Below are 19,231 nucleotides of genomic sequence, written 5' to 3' on the forward strand. Positions count from 1 at the left end.
AGTCTTATTTGCAATATGGGCCTCTGTTTCTGGTGGGCATAGGTTTGCTTCGCGATGCGAATAAACTTATCATTAATGTGATTAATAGTTCGTTCCGTGAGAGCAGCCAATTCATGCCAGTCAAGCGCAACCTGATAAATAATATAAGAATATTCGCTCTTGCGATCGTGCTCTCCATCGCAGCCATTCAGTTTTCGCGTTTGATTTCCCCTTTGGCCATTATCGATTCCAGCTATATCTATCTTTCGTGGTTGCCGCTGTGCGTACTGCTGTCGATGATGTTTCTTTTCGGCAGGCGCGGTGTTCTGCCTGTCATGTCAGCGTTATACATCACTAACCACTGGAATCTTCATCTGCCGTTTGCCCAGGGAGTCGTACTTCTGTTTTGCCAGATGTTTGCTGTGGTGGGCATCTGTGCCATTGCCCGCTGGCAGTTGGGTTCGCGCTGGCGCTACGGGCTACCCAATCGCAATATCTGGCGACGCGTCATTTTGTTCGGTTTTATCACCCCTGTGGGTATTAAAGTCAGCATGTATCTGGCGGGGAATTATCTCGACTTTCCGGTAGCGGTCTCGACGTTCTTTGGAACTGCCGCCGCAATTTTTACGATTGTCGACATTCTAAGTCTGATCTCCGCGGTGCTCATCTTTACCCTGCTTTTTTATTACCCAATGCGAATGATCGTGAGCCCACACTATGCCAGGACATTCTGGCGCAGGGATATCGCCCCCTGTTTCAAAAAGGAAATTCGCTTATTTACCTTATGCTGGCTCACTGTCATTGCCGTTATGCTTATCCTGATGTGCTCCCCGTATGACAACGATTACATTGCCGGGTATCTGGTTCCCGTTTTCTTTATCATTTTCACCTCCGGTGTGGGCAAGCTGACCTACCCTTTTTTGAACCTGAGCTGGGCGATTTCTACGCTGTTCTTGCTGACCTATAATCGCAATTTTTTACAGGGCGTCGGATCGGAATATTCGTTGGCCTTCGTCCTGTCAGTACTGGTCTCGTTCAGTATTTGTCTGCTCTATATGATGCGTATTTACCAGCGTAGTGAATGGTTGAATCGTCGTTGGCATCAGCAGGCGCTTACCGATCCGTTAACTCGCTTGCCAAATCTGCGCGCGCTGGAACAGTTCCTGCAAAAAGAGTCCGGGCAGAGTGTCTGCTGCTTGCGCATGGAGAATATGGAGTTTCTGAGCCGTCACTACGGCATGTTAATGCGCGTGCATAGCAAACGCACGGTGCACCGGATGTTGCAACCGTTGATGCTTGAGAATGAAAAAATCTTTCAGTTACCCGGCAGCGAATTATTGCTGGTGCTCACCGGGCCGGAGATGGATGCCCGCCTGCAACATATGCTCGACCTGTTGAACAGTCGTAAAATTTTCTGGAACAACACCGGGCTGGACATTGGGTATGGCGCATCCTGGGGACAATGGGATGGTAAGCCGGAGACATTGCAACCGTTGTTGGGTCAGTTGAGCTGGCTGGCGGAGCAATCCTGTGCAAATCACCGGGTATTGGCGCTGACTCACAGTCAGGAAGTCGCAACGGGCCAGACGACCGAGCGAGTGCTGTTGCTCAATAAAATTCGTAACGCGCTCGATAACGGCGATCTCCTGCTTTACACACAACCTATTCGCGACGCCCAAGGCAAAGGGTACGATGAAATTCTCGCCCGGCTGAAAAGCGATGAAGGCATCATGACTCCGGATCAGTTTATCCCGCTGATTGCGCAGTTTAACCTCAGCGCCCGTTTTGATTTACAGGTCGTTGAAGCCTTACTGACCTGGCTGGCCGCGCATCCTTCTGATAAGTCTGGTCCACTTTTCTCGGTCAATTTAATGCCGCTGACCTTGCTGCAAAAAGAGACCGCGCCGCGCATTATTCGCTTATTCACTCGCTATGGCATTGCTCCAGAAACGGTCATCATTGAGATCACTGAAGAGCAGGCGTTTTCCAATTCGGAAACCAGCATGCAAAATATCGAACAGTTGCACAAATTTGGCTTCAGGATTGCGATTGACGATTTTGGGACCGGGTATGCCAATTATGAGCGTCTGAAGCGCCTGCAGGCTGACATCATCAAAATCGATGGCGTGTTCGTGAAAGATATTCTGACCGATTCGCTAGATGCAATGATCGTGAAATCGATAACCGATCTGGCAAAAGCAAAGTCGTTAAGCGTGGTAGCGGAATATGTAGAAACGCCTGCACAGCGGGAGCTGCTGTTAAGTCTGGGCGTGAACTACCTGCAAGGGTATTTGATTGGACGACCGAGGCCGTTAGGGGAATTACAGGGATAAAAAAACGGGGATATGCTCCCCGTTTTCTGTTTAGTGCTCTCTTACAGAACCAGTGCGGCGATAGAGGCAGACAGGACGCTCACCAGTGTAGAACCGTAAACCAGCTTCAGACCGAAGCGGGACACGACGTTACCTTGCTCTTCGTTCAGGCCTTTAATCGCACCTGCGATGATACCGATAGAAGAGAAGTTGGCGAAGGAGACCAGGAACACAGAGAGGATACCTTCAGCGCGTGGAGAGAGCGTGGAAGCGATTTTCTGCAGGTCCATCATCGCAACAAATTCGTTGGAAACCAGTTTGGTCGCCATGATACTGCCCACCTGCAGCGCTTCGCTGGACGGCACACCCATCACCCAGGCAATCGGGTAGAAGATGTAGCCCAGGATGCCCTGGAAGGAAATGCTGTAGCCAAACCAGCCGGTCACGGTAGCAAACAACGTGTTCAGCGCGGCGATCAGGGCGATGAAGCCGATCAGCATGGCAGCAACGATGATCGCAACTTTGAAGCCAGCCAGGATGTATTCACCCAGCATCTCAAAGAAGCTCTGACCTTCGTGCAGGTTGGACATCTGGATGTTTTCTTCGCTGGCATCAACGCGGTACGGGTTGATCAGCGACAGCACGATAAAGGTGCTGAACATGTTCAGAACCAGCGCCGCAACGACGTATTTTGGCTCCAGCATGGTCATGTACGCGCCGACGATAGACATGGAAACGGTGGACATTGCCGTTGCAGCCATGGTGTACATGCGGTTGCGGGACATTTTGCCGAGAATGTCTTTATACGCGATAAAGTTCTCAGACTGACCAAGGATCAGCGAGCTGACGGCGTTGAAGGATTCCAGTTTGCCCATGCCGTTGACTTTGGATAACAAGAAGCCAATAGAACGGATGATAATCGGCAGCACGCGAATATGCTGCAGAATACCGATCAACGCTGAAATGAAGACGATAGGGCACAGGACTTTCAGGAAGAAGAAGGCCAGGCCTTTGTCGTTCATGCTGCCAAAGACGAAGTTCGTCCCTTCATTGGCGAATCCGAGCAGTTTTTCAAACATTTCGGAAAAGCCTCTAACGAAGCCGAGGCCGACGTCAGAGTTCAGGAAGAACCACGCCAGTAACACTTCGATAACAAGCAGTTGAACGACATAACGAATGCGAATTTTTTTACGGTCACTGCTTACCAGCAATGCGAGGATCGCAACAACGGCAAGTGCCAGGACAAAATGAAGGACGCGGTCCATATTTGCTCCAAATATGAGGCAGGTTAAATTTCCGTGCACATTCTATGCAACGTGTGCAAAGAAAACGAGATCTAACACACACTATAATCAGGACCTGTGACGAGATTCAAAAATAGTGATCCGGCATACACTTCTGTTATGACTGATACGAAAGTTAATAGTTAATTTATTGTGCTAATATAATAACAATTATTAAACATGCTGCGCGCACTTCCTGCACCCGCACTCTTTATCGTTCCCGACTATCAGAGAAATCAAGGTTACCTCTTTTACATGCACTTGATAACCATTCTCATCAGGCATAACATTAAACATAGCACAGGCTATGTTTCAGAGGCAGAAGATGACAAACGATCGCGTTGAGAGTAGCAGTGGAAGAGCAGCGCGCAAGTTAAGGCTCACGTTAATGGGGCCTGCGTTCGTCGCGGCTATCGGGTATATCGACCCGGGCAACTTCGCGACGAACATTCAGGCCGGTGCCAGTTTTGGTTATCAACTGCTGTGGGTGGTGGTCTGGGCCAACCTGATGGCGATGCTTATCCAGGTCTTGTCAGCCAAACTGGGCATTGCCACGGGTAAAAATCTGGCTGAACAAATTCGCGATCGCTATCCGCGCCCGGTGGTCTGGTTCTATTGGGTGCAGGCGGAGATCATTGCGATGGCAACCGATCTCGCGGAATTTATCGGTGCGGCGATAGGATTCAAACTGATCCTTGGCGTTTCGTTATTGCAGGGGGCGGTGTTGACCGGGATCGCCACCTTCCTGATCCTGATGCTCCAGCGGCGCGGGCAAAAGCCGCTGGAAAAAGTGATCGGCGGTCTGCTGCTGTTCGTCGCTATGGCTTATATCGTTGAACTGATCTTTTCCCAACCCAATTTCGCGCAGCTGAGTAAAGGCATGATGATCCCCAGCTTGCCCAACTCTGAAGCCGTGTTTCTGGCTGCCGGGGTACTGGGTGCAACCATTATGCCGCACGTTATCTATCTGCACTCTTCCTTAACGCAACACCTGCACGGCGGCACCCGTCAACAGCGCTATGCGGCGACAAAATGGGATGTGGCTATCGCCATGACCATTGCGGGGTTCGTCAATCTGGCGATGATGGCGACGGCTGCCGCCGCGTTTCACTTTAGTGGTCACACGGGGATTGCCGATCTGGATCAGGCCTATCTGACCCTGGAGCCGTTGTTAAGTCACGCGGCGGCAACGGTTTTCGGGCTGAGTCTGGTGGCGGCGGGACTGTCGTCAACGGTAGTTGGGACGCTGGCGGGGCAGGTCGTGATGCAGGGCTTTGTCCGCTTTCATATCCCGTTGTGGGTACGCCGTACCATCACCATGATGCCGTCATTTATCGTTATTCTGTTAGGTCTTGACCCGACGCGTATCCTGGTGATGAGCCAGGTGTTGTTAAGTTTTGGTATCGCACTGGCGTTGATCCCACTGCTGATTTTTACCGGCGACAGTAAACTGATGGGCGATCTGGTGAACACCCGCTGGGTTAAACAGATTGGCTGGATGATTGTGGTACTGGTGGTGGCGCTGAATCTGTGGTTGCTGGTGGGCACGGCGCTGGGGTTGTAACCGGCAATGAAAAAGCCCGAGACTTGCGTATCGGGCTTTCAACAAAAATGGGATTAATGACGGTGTCCGTGACCTTTGCCGCGACCCCGGTGGTCGTCGCGATCGCGCCAGCCTTCCCGGTATCCGCGCTCGTAAGCTTTACGCTTATCCCAGCCACGGTGATAGCCATTATCATGTCGCCACCAGCGATTTTTACGCCATTCATAATTGCGATGCCAGTAGTCGCGGTCACGCCAGTGTCCGCCGTCCCAGTAGTTACCGTAATTATCGCGATCGCCAATTTGTAATTTTATCGATGGCAACAGGGTGATTTCGCCCGCGTTTGCGGCAAGCGGTGTAAAAGCCAGTAAGGCTGCCGCCAGAATCAGTGACCTGAACATTCTTTATCTCCTTCACGATCGAAGCCGTAGTCGGCCTGTTAACGTAATATTACGGGGCCGTAAAGCCCCATTTCATCGCCTTAACTCTTAAATCATGAATGAGAGCACGAATTGCTAAAAAAATAGTTAGCGCGTGCTGTTCAGAATGTTGTCGATATCGGCGCACTCCTGCTCGGTGAAATGACGATTGGCCAGCATGCCGACCGCATCTTCAATCTGCGCGGTTTTACTGGCACCAATCAATACTGAGGTGACGTTGTCGTTACGCAGCACCCACGCGAGCGCCATCTGCGACAGTTTTTGCCCGCGCTTTTCGGCCAGCGTATTGAGCTGGCGAACGGTGTCCAGCTTTCCGGCGGTGATCTGATCCGGGTTCAGAAAACGGCTTCCGCTCGCCGCCCTGGAGTCTGCCGGGATCCCATTCAGGTAGCGATCGGTGAGTTGTCCTCCTGCCAGCGGCGAAAACGCGATACTGCCTACCCCTTTTTCCTGCAACATCGCCAACAGTTCGCTCTCCACCCAGCGTTCAAACATCGAATATTTGGGCTGATGAATCAGACACGGTGTACCCAGGTCGTTGAGAATATCAATAGCTTCACGCGCACGATCGGCAGGATAATTGGAGAGCCCCACATACAGCGCTTTCCCCTGGCGGACGATGTGGTCCAGTGCTTTCATCGTCTCTTGCAGAGGCGTTTGGGGATCCGGACGGTGATGGTAGAAAATATCCACGTACTCAAGCCCCATCCGCTTCAGACTTTGATCAAGGCTGGCAATCAGATATTTGCGGGATCCCCAGTCGCCGTAAGGGCCATCCCACATGGTATAACCCGCTTTGGTGGAGATGATCAGCTCATCGCGCCACGGCAAAAAATCTTCCTGAAGGATGCGGCCAAAGTTACGTTCCGCGGAACCCGGCGGGGGACCGTAGTTATTCGCGAGGTCAAAGTGGGTGATCCCCAGATCAAACGCCCGCTGAAGCAGGGCCCGGCTGTTTTCCACCTGGGTGGTGTCGCCGAAGTTATGCCACAAGCCAAGCGAGATAGCGGGTAGCTTCAGGCCGCTCTGACCGCAGCGGCGAAATGCCATTCTCTGATAACGATTTTCAACAGGCTGGTAAACCATTGTCTTCCCTCGCAGTGAATTCAGCTCTCAAGTGTATACGTTTACACTCGTCTTTATTCAATGACATTTTCGCCCCGGACACTGTACGTTTTTCTTTCCACCCTCATCGCCGCCGCTTTCTGGACAGCCCCAACGCTTCTTCAATACTCAACATGAGGTTATCGTCAGAAGGAAAGCTGTCATGCAAACCCCTTACACCGTTGCGGATTACCTGCTCGACAGAATCGCCGGGTGCGGCATCGGGCATCTGTTTGGCGTGCCGGGCGATTATAATTTGCAGTTTCTTGACCATGTGATCGAACATCCGCTTGTACGCTGGGTAGGATGCGCGAACGAGCTTAACGCCGCCTATGCGGCGGACGGTTATGCTCGGGTCGCAGGGGCTGGCGCGTTGCTGACCACGTTCGGCGTGGGGGAACTCAGTGCGATGAATGGTCTGGCGGGCAGCTATGCGGAATATGTCCCCATATTGCATATTGTTGGTGCCCCGTGTAGCGGCGCGCAGCGGCGGGGCGAACTGATGCACCACACGCTGGGCGATGGCGATTTCCAGCATTTCTACCGTATGAGCCAGTCCCTCTGTGTTGCCAGCGCGCTGTTGGATGAGCAAAACGCCTGTCACGAGATTGACCGCGTGCTGTGCACGATGTTGACCGCCCATCGCCCGGGTTATCTGATGCTGCCTGCTGATGTAGCGAAACGTCCCGCATTACCTCCCTCGACGGAGTTGGCTCTCGCTGGACCGGATTTGCAGGAGAACGTGGTGACGGCATTTCGCTACCATGCCCGACAAAAGCTGATTAACAGCCCGCGCGTGGCATTGCTGGCAGATTTTCTCGCCCACCGTTTTGGTCTGCAACCGGTCCTGCAACGTTGGATGGCCGAGACGCCCATCGCCCACGCCACGTTGTTGATGGGGAAAGGGCTTTTCGACGAACAACAGCCGGGGTTTGTTGGCACCTACAGCGCGGGAGCCAGCAGCGACGATGTCCGTCAGGCGATAGAACAGGCGGATACCACGATTTGCGTGGGCACCCGATTCGTCGATACGCTGACGGCTGGTTTTACCCAGCAACTGGCGCTGGAACGCACGATTGAGGTTCAGCCGCAGGCATCGCGGGTGGGAGAAATCTGGTTCAGCGGTCTGTCTATGGAGCAGGCGGTCACCACATTGCGTGAGCTGTGCCTGGAGCTCTCCTTTGCGCCGCCGCCCGCTAAACCTGCGACCGTACAGCCACACATTGAAAGAGGACCTCTGACCCAGGAGAACTTCTGGCATACCGTGCAGCAGGCACTGGCCCCCGGCGATCTTATCCTCGCCGATCAGGGAACGGCGGCGTTTGGCGCGGCGTCTTTGTCGCTACCCACGGGGGCGGAACTGATAGTCCAACCGCTCTGGGGATCGATAGGCTATTCGCTGCCCGCAGCGTTTGGCGCACAAACGGCGGCTCCTGAGCGTCGGGTGATTCTGATAACCGGCGATGGCGCGGCGCAACTGACTATCCAGGAAATAGGTTCTATGCTGCGCGACGGGCAGGCGCCGGTAATCCTGGTGCTTAATAACGACGGGTATACCGTCGAGCGTGCGATCCACGGGGAGAAACAGCGGTACAACGATATTGCTTCCTGGAACTGGACCCAGATCCCTCGGGCATTCAGCCTTGCGGATCAGGCTGAATGCTGGCGGGTGACTCAGGCCATCCAGCTCGAGGAGGTGCTGACCCGGCAGGCGCGTCCACAGCGGCTTTCGCTGATTGAAGTTGTACTACCGAAAGCCGATTTACCCGCGCTGTTACGTCAGGTCACCCAGGCGCTGGAATCGCGTAACAGCGGATGATTATTTATCTTCCCGGTTGGCGACCATCATCGGTTTACCCGCCAGTAGCAGCCAGGCCGGAAGCATCACAATACACAGTAGCGGCAGCAGGGTGGTGTCTGGCACCACCACCGCGGCCATAAACAGGCTGAGCCAGCCGTCACGGGTGACGACCAGTACGAGGCCCAGAATCGCGCAGGAGACGGTAATGGCCGCCGGAACGGCTTCAACGTGGGCGTGCAGCATCAGCCCTAACGCCACGCCGATAAAAACCGCCGGAAAGATCCGCCCTCCACGAAAACCGCTGGCTGCCGCAATGACCAGCGCGGCGAGTTTAATCACTGCTAACATGAAGAAATCCGTTGTGTCGAGCGTCTGGCTGAATGCCATTTGCTGCATTTCGTCCAGGCCCTTAAATAACGTCAGCGGTCCTCCCACCACGCCGAGTATCCCTAAAAGGAAGCCGCCGACGCCGAGGAGCAACACCGGGTTCTTCAGGCGATGCAGTAACGCGTGCAACCGGGGTAAGCACCAGACCGCCACCATCCCCACCGCAATAGCAATCGCCGCCACCACGGCTCCGGAGAAAATGTCCACGATGCGCATCTGGGTATAGTGGGCGACAGGCAGCGAGAAGTGAGGATGAAAGAACAAACTGGTGGTCAGCGAACCTGCCGCCGCCGCCATTAACGGTGCAAAGAGGCGATCCCACAAAGGGGTATCGTTCGAGCCGCTCAGGGTTTGCGAGAAAATCAATGCGGCGGCGACCGGTGTGCCAAACAGGGCGCCGATGGTGCCTGCAGAGGCCAGAATAGTCCAGTCGAGTGCATCAATCCGTGGAAAAAACCGACGCCCCAGCGCAACGGCTAATGCAATGTTAACTGCCATAATCGGATGTTCGGGACCGAGGCTAACGCCACCTGCCAGCCCCAGTACCAGCGCAACGATCAAACCAGGCAACGCCGCAGGAGAAATCGGCGCACCGATCAGCGGTTCGGTGGCAGGATCCGGGCCGGCATGTCCGGTGCTGTAGCGAATCACCAGACCAACCATAACCCCGGTTAGCGTCAGGATGAGCAGGATCCAGACGGAAGAATCGGCGGCGATCCCCAAACTTCCCGGCAGACGTTGCCAGAGTATGCTCTGCAAGATGGAAGCAAACTTCATGACGACTAACAGGACTAAACTGGATGCAACCCCCAGGATCAGAGCGGGAAGCGACAATAACAACATGGTTCTGGCTCGCGGATGGAGCATGTTTTTTTCCTTAATGCCGTGTCTTGTGCTCAGTTTGCCGTGTCAGACGGATGGCATCGCTGCAAATGGTGCTGAAACGATAAAGTTATTGTGTGACCTGGATCGATATTTTCAGGGGACTCGCTTTTCTGACGTTGTTGTTATGCCCCCGTGTATTTACAGTGTGGCAAAGACTTATTTTGACTTTAGCGGAGCAGTAGAAGAATGACAAAGTATGCTTTAGTAGGTGATGTCGGCGGCACCAACGCCCGTCTTGCTCTGTGTGATATCGACAGCGGTGAAATCTCGCAGGCCAAAACCTATTCCGGTCTGGACTATCCCAGTCTGGAAGCTGTCGTGCGTGTTTACCTCGATGAGCGCAAGGTTAACGTTGACGCTGGCTGTATCGCGATTGCCTGCCCCATTACGGGTGACTGGGTCGCGATGACCAACCATACCTGGGCGTTTTCTATTGCAGAGATGAAAAAGAATCTTGGCTTCAGCCACCTGGAAATCATTAATGATTTCACCGCGGTGTCGATGGCGATCCCGATGCTGAAAAAAGAGCATTTGATCCAGTTTGGCGGTGCGGAGCCGGTTGAGGGTAAGCCTATCGCGGTTTATGGTGCGGGCACTGGGCTGGGGGTATCGCATCTGGTTCATGTCGATAAACGTTGGGTCAGCCTGCCGGGCGAAGGGGGGCACGTCGATTTCGCGCCGAACAGCGAAGAAGAGGCGATCATCCTTGAGGTACTGCGTGCAGAGATTGGTCACGTCTCGGCGGAGCGTGTACTTTCTGGTCCGGGACTGGTGAATTTGTATCGCGCGATCGTTAAATCCGATGGTCGTTTGCCGGAAAATTTGCAGCCAAAAGATATTACTGAACGCGCGCTGGCCGACAGCTGCACTGATTGTCGCCGCGCGCTCTCGCTGTTCTGTGTGATCATGGGACGTTTCGGCGGCGATCTGGCGTTAACGTTGGGCACCTTTGGCGGCGTCTACATCGCCGGTGGCATCGTGCCTCGTTTCCTGGAATTCTTTAAAGCCTCGGGCTTCCGTGGCGGTTTTGAAGATAAAGGTCGCTTTAAAGCGTATGTCCAGGACATTCCGGTATATCTGATCGTTCACGATAATCCCGGTCTGCTCGGCGCGGGGGCACATCTGCGCCAGACGTTAGGCCAGATTCTGTAAGCTACGTTAGACGGACAAACCGCGTACTTCACGCGGTTTTTTGATCCCCATTCTCTGCGTCGCACGGACGCACTGTTTATTATCGGGCAGCATGTGTAACCCTGTCCGATCATAACGAGACCCGTAAACCGCGTCTGCCAACTGGTATCGCCGCAAATATTGCAGGTATAATTCCACCTATCATTCACCAGACTCAGAAGCAAAGATGACGAAACTTACCTTACAAGAGCAGATGCTGAAAGCGGGTTTAGTAACCAGCAAAAAGATGGCGAAAGTCCAGAGAACGGCTAAAAAATCACGCGTGCAGGCTCGTGAGGCAAGAGAGGCGGTCGAAGAAAATAAAAAGGCGCAGCTTGAGCGTGATAAACAGCTCAGTGAGCAGCAAAAACAGGCAACGCTGGCGAAAGAATTTAAAGCCCAGGTGAAGCAACTGATTGAAATGAACCGGATCACTGTCGCAAAAGGCGACATTGGCTTTAACTTCACCGATAACAATCTCATCAAAAAAATCGAAGTGGATAAGCTGACCCAGACGCAACTGATCAACGGACGTCTGGCCATTGCGCGTCTGGTGGCCGATAACAGCGGCGAGAGTGAATATGCGATTATCCCGGCCAGCGTCGCCGATAAGATTGCGCAGCGCGATGCCAGCAGCATCGTATTACACAGTGCGCTGAGTCAGGAAGAGCAGGATGAAGACGATCCGTATGCGGATTTTAAAGTGCCTGATGATTTAATGTGGTAAGGCACGGTCAAAACGGCGCGGCGTGATGAACGTTAATTTGCTCTCCGCTGACGGGGTGAACAAAGCGCAGTTCGCTGGCGTGAAGCATTAAACGCGAAGTGTGTTCTGTACCGGGCAGCAGGCGACCGCCATACAGGTCGCAGCCCAGAATCGGGTGCCCCACTTGCTGGCAATGAAGGCGTAGCTGATGTGTGCGCCCGGTTTCGGGCGTGAGTTGGACCCGCGTTAACGGTATAGAGGTCCCATCGGCCAGTTGCCGGGCAAAACGCTCAACGACCTGATAGCGAGACCGTGCGGGTTTGCCATTGATTGGGCAAATCGACATCAGCGGAAACAGGGCGGGATCTTTGGCAATCGGCGCGTCGATCGTTCCCTGGTCAGCTTCCAGATGTCCACAGAGCAGCGCGCTGTAGACTTTGCTGACGGTGCGCTGGCTGAACTGGTGGCAGAGGGCGGCATTGATCGCTTTATTCCGCGCCACCACCATCAGTCCGGACGTGCCGAAATCCAGGCGGTGGACCAGCGTGCAGCCAGGGAATTGCTGAACCAGCCGATAATGTACCGAATCAAGATTTTGCGGATTCTTCCCTGAAAGACTGAGTAACCCGGCAGGCTTATTGATCAACACCAGGTGATCGTCCTGATAGAGCGTCTCTATTTCATCGTCGCATGGTGGGGCAATAAAGGTATCAATGATCGTAGACATCAGGCTGCCCGGCGGGAAAGTGGGTGTGGATGATAACCCATTTTCAGCCGACCGGCGAATGACGACGACTTCACTTTCCCTCGCGTCCCCGAAATATATCATCCAGACTTAACCCAAAGACGTGGTCTGCGCAGGCATTGTGCTTTACACTGCGCGCTGCAAAAAATTGAGTAGATTAACCAGACGGTAATGGCGATGAACGGAACAATCACAACGTGGTTTAAAGATAAAGGTTTTGGATTTATCAAAGATGAGAACGGCGATAACCGCTATTTTCATGTGATTAAGGTTGCCAACCCTGAGCTTATCAAGAAAGATGCGGCGGTAACCTTTGAGCCGACCACCAACAACAAAGGCCTTTCTGCGTATGCGGTGAAGGTCGTGCCGGACAGTAAATATATCTATATCGCGGGCGAGCGCCTGAAGCTCACCTCGATTAAGTCATTCGTGGTGTTCAGCGAAGAGGTCCCGGTCGATACACCGATTGATAAAGACAATGCGGTGCTCTCTGTTGGGCTGCTGATGAACAGCATCAGGCCGAAAACCACGGCGAAACCCGGTGAAATGCGCTCGGTGAAAAAACTGGCGATCACCACTTTCCAGGGCACGACGCTGATCTTTTCGGAAGATGAGATTGATATCGAGTCCACGGTCAAAATGCTCAAAGTCTGATTTTTGCGCTGCCAGGCGACAACGCAACGCTGTTCACTATAAATGCATTAACTGCCGAAACTCTTTTACCTTACTGCGGCTTACGGGGATCTCAAATTCCAGATCCTTGAGCCGCAGAATATAGGTATTGTTAAACCACGGCTCGATCTCGCGGATCTTGTTCAGATTGACGCAGAACGAGCGGTGGCAGCGGAAAAAATGCGAGGGCGGCAGTTTGTTGCAGAACTCGGTGATATTGATGGGCATCACGTACGACTCCCGCCGCGTATAAACAAACGTCATTTTCTCATGGGCTTCGGCGTAATAAATATCGTTGATCGGCGTGACGATAATTCGCTCATCTTTGATCAGGTTGATGGTGTCGTTTTCGCGCGTAACGGGCCCAGTCGCACCGGCACCGGACTGTTGCTGCTGCCAGGCCGTCTCCAGTTTTTGCAGCATCCCGACGATCCGCGATTCCTGATATGGCTTAAGAATATAGTCAAATGCCTCCAGCTCGAACGCTTCAACCGCATGTTCTTTCCACGCGGTAATAAACACAATAAACGGCTTATGGGCGAACTGACTGATATTTTGCGCCAGCAGAACGCCGTCCAGAGACGGGATATTGATATCGAGAAAAATGGCGTCGACGCGGTGATGCTGCAAAAACTTCAGTACATCCAGGCCATCGTCAAACGTACCGACAATCTCCATCTGGCTATGTTCTTTAATCAGCCAACTGAGTTCCTGTTGGGCGAGGAATTCATCTTCAACGATGATGACTTTCACAGTGTTACTCCGGCTTAAAGCAATAACGTGGCGGGCGTAGCGGTCGCCGCGCGGTGGTTAGGCACATAAAAGGCGATTTCGGTACCTGGCTCCAGGCGGCGAATATGCAGGCCTTCACCGTATAACAGCTTAACGCGATGATGGACATTAAGCAGACCAATTTTATTGCCTGGCATTTCGTTGGATTCCACACGCTCAATCACCTTCGGATCGATACCGTGGCCGGTGTCCCTTACGGCAATGCGCACCCGGTTGCCGCACTCGGCGACGCTAATCGTCACCACGCCTTTCCCTTTACAGGGCTGGATGCCGTGGACAATAGCGTTCTCCACTAACGGTTGTATCAACAGGCTGGGGATGGCGCAGTTTACCTCTTCATCAATATCATAAATAACGGTCAGCTTATCGCCAAAACGGGCCTGTTCAATGGCAATGTAATCCTTGATTTGATACAGCTCTTTTTTGATGTCGATCTGCTCGTCATCCTTTAACTCAATGTTATAGCGCAGGTAACGCGACAAATTATAAATAAGCTGGCGAGCAGTATCCGGATTCAGCCGAATCGATGACGAAATGGCGTTCAGGGCGTTAAACAGGAAATGAGGATTAATTTTACTTTGTAACGCACGTAGCTCTGCCTTATTTGCCATTTCCCGTAATTGCTCGGTACGGGACACCTCGAGCTGGGTCGAAATAATCTGTGACAGACCAACCGCCATCTCCTGCAATGACGAGGTGATCTGATGGGCGTGACAGTAGTAAATTTTCAGTGTGCCGGTCACCACCCCTTTTTCCCATAATGGAATGACCAGCATGGAGTGGATCTCCGGCGTGCGGTGTGCTTCATCATTATTTTTAATGATAATTTCGCCATGATTGATCGCCTGTTGAGTGGTTGGGCTGACGAAGTCATCGTGGTTGCGGTAGTTGGCTTCCCCGACGCCGACGTAGGCCAGTACATGTTGGGTATTGGTAATTGCCACCGCGTCGGCGTGAATATCGTGACGAATGATTTCGCAGATCTGGCGCAACGACTCGCTGTTGACATGGCGAAACAGGGGCAGCGTTTTATTGGCGATATCCAGCGCCAGTTTGGCCTGTCGCGCGGCGCTCGCTTCTTTCTCCCCTTCAACGCTCTGTACCAGCATCACAATAAACCCGATACAGACGCTGCCGAGGATCATCGGAATACCGATTTTCGAGACGATATCCAGCCCCAGTTCGGTGGTTGGTGCCCAGAGAACAACCAGGATCATCGTCAGCGTTTCACAAAGCATGCCGCCCAAAATCCCGGCGCGCCAGTGTTGGGCTTTAGGGATCTTGCGGTTAATCCAGCCTGCAAGACACCCCGCCAGGATGCTGGTGATAAAGCAGGGGAGTGCTGTCACTCCGCCGATGTCAATCAGATAGCGGTGCGTCCCGGCAATTACCCCCGTAATAATACCTACCCACGGACCAAACAGGATCCCGCCTGACATCACGGCAATGATCCGCACATTCACCAGCGAACCTTCGACCGGAACGCCGGACCAGGTGCTGAACAACGCAAACATCGAAAAAATGGCGGTGACGGCGAGCAGTTCTTTTGGCGTATGGGCAGACTTATGCAGCAGCTCGCGAAACAGGCGGATGCGGATGAGAAAGAACAGACAGAATAGCATCAGCGCTGCACGGTCAAAGACGGCCAGCAGCATGGTAAATATTTCGTGCACGGGCGACTCTTGCCAAAGGGTTAAAGAACTATGATAGGTAACCGCAGGGCGGATGACCAGCCTGCTGAGATGTTGTGGCTAATGAGGAAAAACCTCAATTTTAAAAGGGGATTGATGCGTGATTGGTGTATTTACAATACATCTCATAAAACGCGGGCTTTCCTGGTTACTACTATAACAACAGAGTGTTATAGAAAAGTAACGCGAAATACGAGTGAAATAAGAAAGATTTCCTCTTTTAAAGTTGAGGTTCCTCTTTTTAGAAACAAAAAAATATTTTGCTTTCCCTCTCGACAGAGGGATTTTAATCAGGCTATTTTCTAAACATGCCACCATCGTGGCAGCGTCGCTCGGACGGTCCGGGCGCTAACGTGAATCTGAGGAAACTATGGCTGACTCTCGCCCTGAACGTCGCTTTACGCGTATTGATCGTCTCCCCCCCTACGTTTTTAACATCACGGCTGAACTGAAGATGGCTGCGCGTCGGCGCGGCGAAGATATTATCGACTTCAGCATGGGGAACCCGGACGGTGCGACGCCGCCTCACATCGTCGAAAAACTGTGCACCGTGGCGCAGCGCCCGGATACGCACGGTTACTCTACTTCTCGCGGTATCCCGCGCCTGCGTCGGGCCATCTCCCGTTGGTATCAGGAACGCTATGAAGTGGATATCGATCCCGAATCCGAAGCGATTGTCACTATTGGCTCAAAAGAGGGGCTGGCGCACCTGATGCTGGCCACACTCGATCATGGTGATACGGTGCTGGTGCCGAACCCCAGCTATCCCATCCATATTTACGGCGCGGTAATTGCCGGCGCTCAGGTGCGTTCTGTTCCGCTGGTGGAAGGTATCGATTTCTTCAACGAGCTGGAGCGTGCGATTCGCGAAAGTTATCCGAAACCGAAGATGATGATCCTCGGGTTCCCGTCTAATCCGACGGCGCAGTGCGTCGAGTTAGAATTTTTTGAGAAAGTGGTCGCGCTGGCGAAGCGTTACGATGTGCTGGTGGTACACGATCTGGCTTACGCCGACATCGTTTACGATGGCTGGAAAGCGCCGTCCATCATGCAGGTGCCTGGAGCGCGCGACGTGGCGGTGGAGTTTTTCACGCTGTCGAAAAGCTACAATATGGCGGGCTGGCGCATTGGCTTTATGGTCGGCAACAAAACGCTGGTCAATGCCCTGGCGCGGATTAAGAGCTATCACGACTACGGCACGTTTACCCCGCTACAGGTTGCCGCCATTGCGGCACTGGAAGGCGATCAGCAGTGCGTGCGGGATATCGCCGAGCAGTATAAGCGCCGTCGTGACGTACTGGTGAAAGGGCTACATGAGGCCGGGTGGATGGTCGAGATGCCGAAAGCCTCCATGTACGTATGGGCGAAGATCCCGGAACAGTATGCCGGGATGGGGTCGCTGGACTTCGCGAAGAAACTCCTGAACGACGCTAAAGTGTGTGTGTCGCCCGGAATTGGCTTTGGTGATTACGGTGATACCCATGTGCGCTTCGCGCTGATTGAGAACCGCGATCGTATTCGTCAGGCGATCAGAGGGATTAAATCGATGTTCCGCGCCGATGGCCTGTTGCCTGCCGGAACGAAATCGGCTTCTGAAACCCTCGAGTAACACGTTCTGTCCATCCAAACGTAAACAGGAGCCATCGGCTCCTGTTTTTTTGCTGCATTGTTGTCTTTAGATCATCAGGGCAAACGTACCGGCCCAAACGATGACCATAAAAGAAATGCCCATAAAGAAATATTTCACTTTCATCTCTCCGCGTAATGACTGATACGCCCGAATGAATTTCATCTCATCTGATTATAGAGAGCTGATACCAGTAAGAACAAAACCCGGAAAATTCCTCTGTTTCGTCTGCGGTATCACCTCAGAATTCTGTGCGTTGATTGCTCCAGACGGCGCTAATGTACGCCTAAAAATGAAGCGAGACAAGAGGCATTTTCTTATTTACTTTTAATAACTTACAACTGTCGTGATTCGGCGACAGTATAATTTCAGAGGGTAATAAATCACCATTGAGCGACGCGATCTCTGGCGTAAAAAGTGAGGATGAAAACCACAATATAATCAAGGTTATTGGTTATAGCAGACAATAAAAAAGGCCTTACGGCCTTTTTAGATGTAGAGCGAGGCTTCACCCAGTGGACGGGTTTTAAAGCGGCGGTGGATCCAGAGATACTGCTCAGGGGCGCGCATGATCTCTTTCTCGATAATTTTGTTCATATAGGCGGCGGCCTGGTTTTCATCTGCCGGGTAGCCTTTCATCTCAGGAGAGATATACAGACGGTAACCACTGTTACCGGCTTTTCTGACCATCGTAACGGTGAGCATGGCCGAACCTGATAAACGCGACAACACATAGGTACCATTCGTGGTTGCCACGTCCTTAACAGCGAAGAACGGAGCGAAAGAACTGCCTTTTGGGCCGTAGTCCTGATCCGGTGCAAACCAGACGGCTTCACCTTTCTTCAGGGCACCAACGATGCCGCGCAGATTGTTTCTGCCGATCATAGCTTTATTCGAACGCATCCGTCCGCGGGTCTGCACCCACTCCATCAGCGGATTGTTGTGTGGGCGATAGGTCGCCATCATCGGCTGGCAAAGGCCCATCACCCGACCACCCAGTTCCAGTGACATAAAGTGAACGCCAACGACCATCACGCCGCGGTTTTGCGCTTGCGCACGTTGCAGGTTATCCAGTCCCTCAACATCAAACCATTTACGCACGCGACGGTCCGGCCAGAACCAGGCCATACCGGTTTCCAGCAGCGCCATACCGAGAGAACGGAAATTCTCTTCGATCATCTTTTCTCTCTGTTCCAGAGAATAAGACGGGAAGCAGAGCTCAAGATTTTTACGGGCGATGGACTCGCGGCGCTTCAGGAAGGGGCGTGCCAACGAACCCGTTCGGGTGCCGAGAAAGCACAGAAGCGGATAGGGCAGTTGTACCAACAACCAAAGCACACCGAGGCCAAACCAGGTGAGCCAGTATCGCGGATGTAGGAACTCGCGGGAAAATTTGCATGTTGGGAACATAAATACCTTCTATTGATACCCATTTTTGTATCGCAGAAGACGTATTCTCCAACGCGGTACACTCAATGTTTTAGGCCATCATGTACGACAATGGTTCCTGCAAAGAGTGTAAAACTGCGTCAGGACAAAACCACGAGGGGCATGAATGCTGGACGTATAATGTACCACCAGGGGATTAATGTCAGCCACAAATAATTAATCAAGAAGCGTAAATATTTTCATTGCGTTTGAAAAATAATGGCGTGGTTTTTAATAGGTTGTTTTTAATAAAGTTTGAAAAGCACAATGCGGAATATTCGTATAATCACAATTGTTATAAAAAAGTTGAGAGATTTGCCGGAGAGACCACTTTCGCTTATGATTGAAAATATAAGGAGAGTAAGGATTTACGTTTGAAGTTCACGCAAAAAGGAGGTACGGCGATGATCTTTTTTTTAGCCTTTCTGCTCGTGAGTATGCTGGGTGTCAGTGGTTATATCGCGCAGGTTTTAGGTTGGGTATCAGCCATTAGCGCGTTTATCGGCATGATCATTCTGGCGGTGCTGATATACTACACCACGATGTGGTTGACTGCTGGTGATGAGATGGTCACAGGATTGTTTCTTTTTCTTTCACCGGCCTGCGGCCTGATCATTCGTTTTATGGTGGGCTACGGTAAGCGTTAATTAGCCCGGCAATAAATCA

Annotated in this window: 18 protein-coding genes; 9 read left to right on the forward strand and 9 right to left on the reverse strand. The window is 52.5% G+C overall.

Translation table 11 applies throughout. The annotated features are described in order from the left end of the window. Positions 1–113 precede the first annotated feature (113 nt). Positions 114–2,312: a bifunctional diguanylate cyclase/phosphodiesterase gene (locus tag I6L53_RS06415; RefSeq protein WP_042317918.1), complete on the forward strand. Its 2,199-nt coding sequence runs from the start codon at positions 114–116 to the stop codon at positions 2,310–2,312. A gap of 41 nt (positions 2,313–2,353) precedes the next feature. Here the strand turns inward: I6L53_RS06415 and nupC are convergent, their stop codons facing one another. Continuing rightward, on the reverse strand, positions 2,354–3,556 hold the full coding sequence (gene nupC / locus I6L53_RS06420; RefSeq protein ID WP_217124964.1) for a nucleoside permease NupC: 1,203 nt from the start codon (positions 3,554–3,556) through the stop codon (positions 2,354–2,356). 273 nt (positions 3,557–3,829) lie between these two features. Between nupC and I6L53_RS23770 the strand changes: the two genes are divergently transcribed. Beyond that, positions 3,830–3,919, forward strand: coding sequence for a hypothetical protein (locus tag I6L53_RS23770; RefSeq protein ID WP_420909113.1), 90 nt, complete (start codon positions 3,830–3,832; stop codon positions 3,917–3,919). Continuing rightward, the gene (locus I6L53_RS06425; RefSeq protein ID WP_042317700.1) at positions 3,900–5,138 is read left to right on the forward strand and encodes an Nramp family divalent metal transporter; all 1,239 of its coding nucleotides are present in this window, start codon (positions 3,900–3,902) and stop codon (positions 5,136–5,138) included. The genes I6L53_RS23770 and I6L53_RS06425 overlap by 20 nt, the downstream gene beginning before the upstream one ends. Before the next feature lie 53 nt (positions 5,139–5,191). On the opposite strand, the gene ypeC is transcribed toward I6L53_RS06425, so the two are convergent. Beyond that, complete coding sequence (gene ypeC, locus I6L53_RS06430) at positions 5,192–5,518, reverse strand: DUF2502 domain-containing protein YpeC (protein ID WP_042317701.1); 327 nt, start codon at positions 5,516–5,518, stop codon at positions 5,192–5,194. 126 nt (positions 5,519–5,644) lie between these two features. Beyond that, the gene (gene mgrA, locus I6L53_RS06435) at positions 5,645–6,643 is read right to left on the reverse strand and encodes an L-glyceraldehyde 3-phosphate reductase (RefSeq protein ID WP_042317702.1); all 999 of its coding nucleotides are present in this window, start codon (positions 6,641–6,643) and stop codon (positions 5,645–5,647) included. A 181-nt stretch (positions 6,644–6,824) separates the two neighbouring features. Here mgrA and I6L53_RS06440 point away from each other — a divergent pair, with 181 nt between their 5' ends. Further along, positions 6,825–8,480, forward strand: a complete 1,656-nt coding sequence (locus I6L53_RS06440) for an alpha-keto acid decarboxylase family protein (protein WP_042317703.1) — start codon at positions 6,825–6,827, stop codon at positions 8,478–8,480. Here I6L53_RS06440 and I6L53_RS06445 read toward each other — a convergent pair whose 3' ends face one another. Beyond that, a complete protein-coding gene (locus tag I6L53_RS06445) occupies positions 8,481–9,716 on the reverse strand; it encodes an ion channel protein (protein ID WP_042317704.1) in 1,236 nt (411 codons plus the stop codon). Between the two features lie 204 nt (positions 9,717–9,920). Between I6L53_RS06445 and glk the strand changes: the two genes are divergently transcribed. Both glk and I6L53_RS06455 read left to right on the forward strand, forming a co-directional pair. Next, complete coding sequence (gene glk, locus I6L53_RS06450) at positions 9,921–10,886, forward strand: glucokinase (protein WP_042317706.1); 966 nt, start codon at positions 9,921–9,923, stop codon at positions 10,884–10,886. Positions 10,887–11,091: 205 nt separating this feature from the next. After that, the gene (locus I6L53_RS06455; protein WP_042317707.1) at positions 11,092–11,631 is read left to right on the forward strand and encodes a DUF2058 domain-containing protein; all 540 of its coding nucleotides are present in this window, start codon (positions 11,092–11,094) and stop codon (positions 11,629–11,631) included. A gap of 7 nt (positions 11,632–11,638) precedes the next feature. On the opposite strand, the gene I6L53_RS06460 is transcribed toward I6L53_RS06455, so the two are convergent. Then, complete coding sequence (locus tag I6L53_RS06460; protein WP_042317708.1) at positions 11,639–12,337, reverse strand: RluA family pseudouridine synthase; 699 nt, start codon at positions 12,335–12,337, stop codon at positions 11,639–11,641. A gap of 189 nt (positions 12,338–12,526) precedes the next feature. Here I6L53_RS06460 and I6L53_RS06465 point away from each other — a divergent pair, with 189 nt between their 5' ends. Further along, positions 12,527–13,009 carry a cold-shock protein gene (locus I6L53_RS06465; RefSeq protein ID WP_042317709.1) on the forward strand — a complete coding sequence of 161 codons (483 nt, stop codon included), beginning with the start codon at positions 12,527–12,529 and terminating at the stop codon, positions 13,007–13,009. Positions 13,010–13,045: 36 nt separating this feature from the next. On the opposite strand, the gene I6L53_RS06470 is transcribed toward I6L53_RS06465, so the two are convergent. Next, positions 13,046–13,780, reverse strand: coding sequence for a LytR/AlgR family response regulator transcription factor (locus tag I6L53_RS06470; RefSeq protein ID WP_042317710.1), 735 nt, complete (start codon positions 13,778–13,780; stop codon positions 13,046–13,048). A gap of 14 nt (positions 13,781–13,794) precedes the next feature. Beyond that, the gene (locus tag I6L53_RS06475) at positions 13,795–15,492 is read right to left on the reverse strand and encodes a sensor histidine kinase (protein WP_094465609.1); all 1,698 of its coding nucleotides are present in this window, start codon (positions 15,490–15,492) and stop codon (positions 13,795–13,797) included. Between the two features lie 388 nt (positions 15,493–15,880). Between I6L53_RS06475 and alaC the strand changes: the two genes are divergently transcribed. Then, the gene (gene alaC, locus I6L53_RS06480) at positions 15,881–17,119 is read left to right on the forward strand and encodes an alanine transaminase (RefSeq protein ID WP_042317712.1); all 1,239 of its coding nucleotides are present in this window, start codon (positions 15,881–15,883) and stop codon (positions 17,117–17,119) included. A gap of 66 nt (positions 17,120–17,185) precedes the next feature. Here alaC and ypdK read toward each other — a convergent pair whose 3' ends face one another. Continuing rightward, positions 17,186–17,257 carry a membrane protein YpdK gene (gene ypdK, locus I6L53_RS06485; protein WP_010723117.1) on the reverse strand — a complete coding sequence of 24 codons (72 nt, stop codon included), beginning with the start codon at positions 17,255–17,257 and terminating at the stop codon, positions 17,186–17,188. Positions 17,258–17,626: 369 nt separating this feature from the next. After that, the gene (gene lpxP / locus I6L53_RS06490) at positions 17,627–18,547 is read right to left on the reverse strand and encodes a kdo(2)-lipid IV(A) palmitoleoyltransferase (protein ID WP_042317714.1); all 921 of its coding nucleotides are present in this window, start codon (positions 18,545–18,547) and stop codon (positions 17,627–17,629) included. A 422-nt stretch (positions 18,548–18,969) separates the two neighbouring features. On the opposite strand from lpxP, the gene I6L53_RS06495 reads away from it, so the two are divergent. Then, positions 18,970–19,212 carry a DUF2545 family protein gene (locus I6L53_RS06495; RefSeq protein ID WP_042317715.1) on the forward strand — a complete coding sequence of 81 codons (243 nt, stop codon included), beginning with the start codon at positions 18,970–18,972 and terminating at the stop codon, positions 19,210–19,212. Positions 19,213–19,231: the final 19 nt, after the last annotated feature.

The sequence above is a fragment of the Citrobacter farmeri genome, from assembly GCF_019048065.1.
Lineage (GTDB): Bacteria > Pseudomonadota > Gammaproteobacteria > Enterobacterales > Enterobacteriaceae > Citrobacter_A > Citrobacter_A farmeri.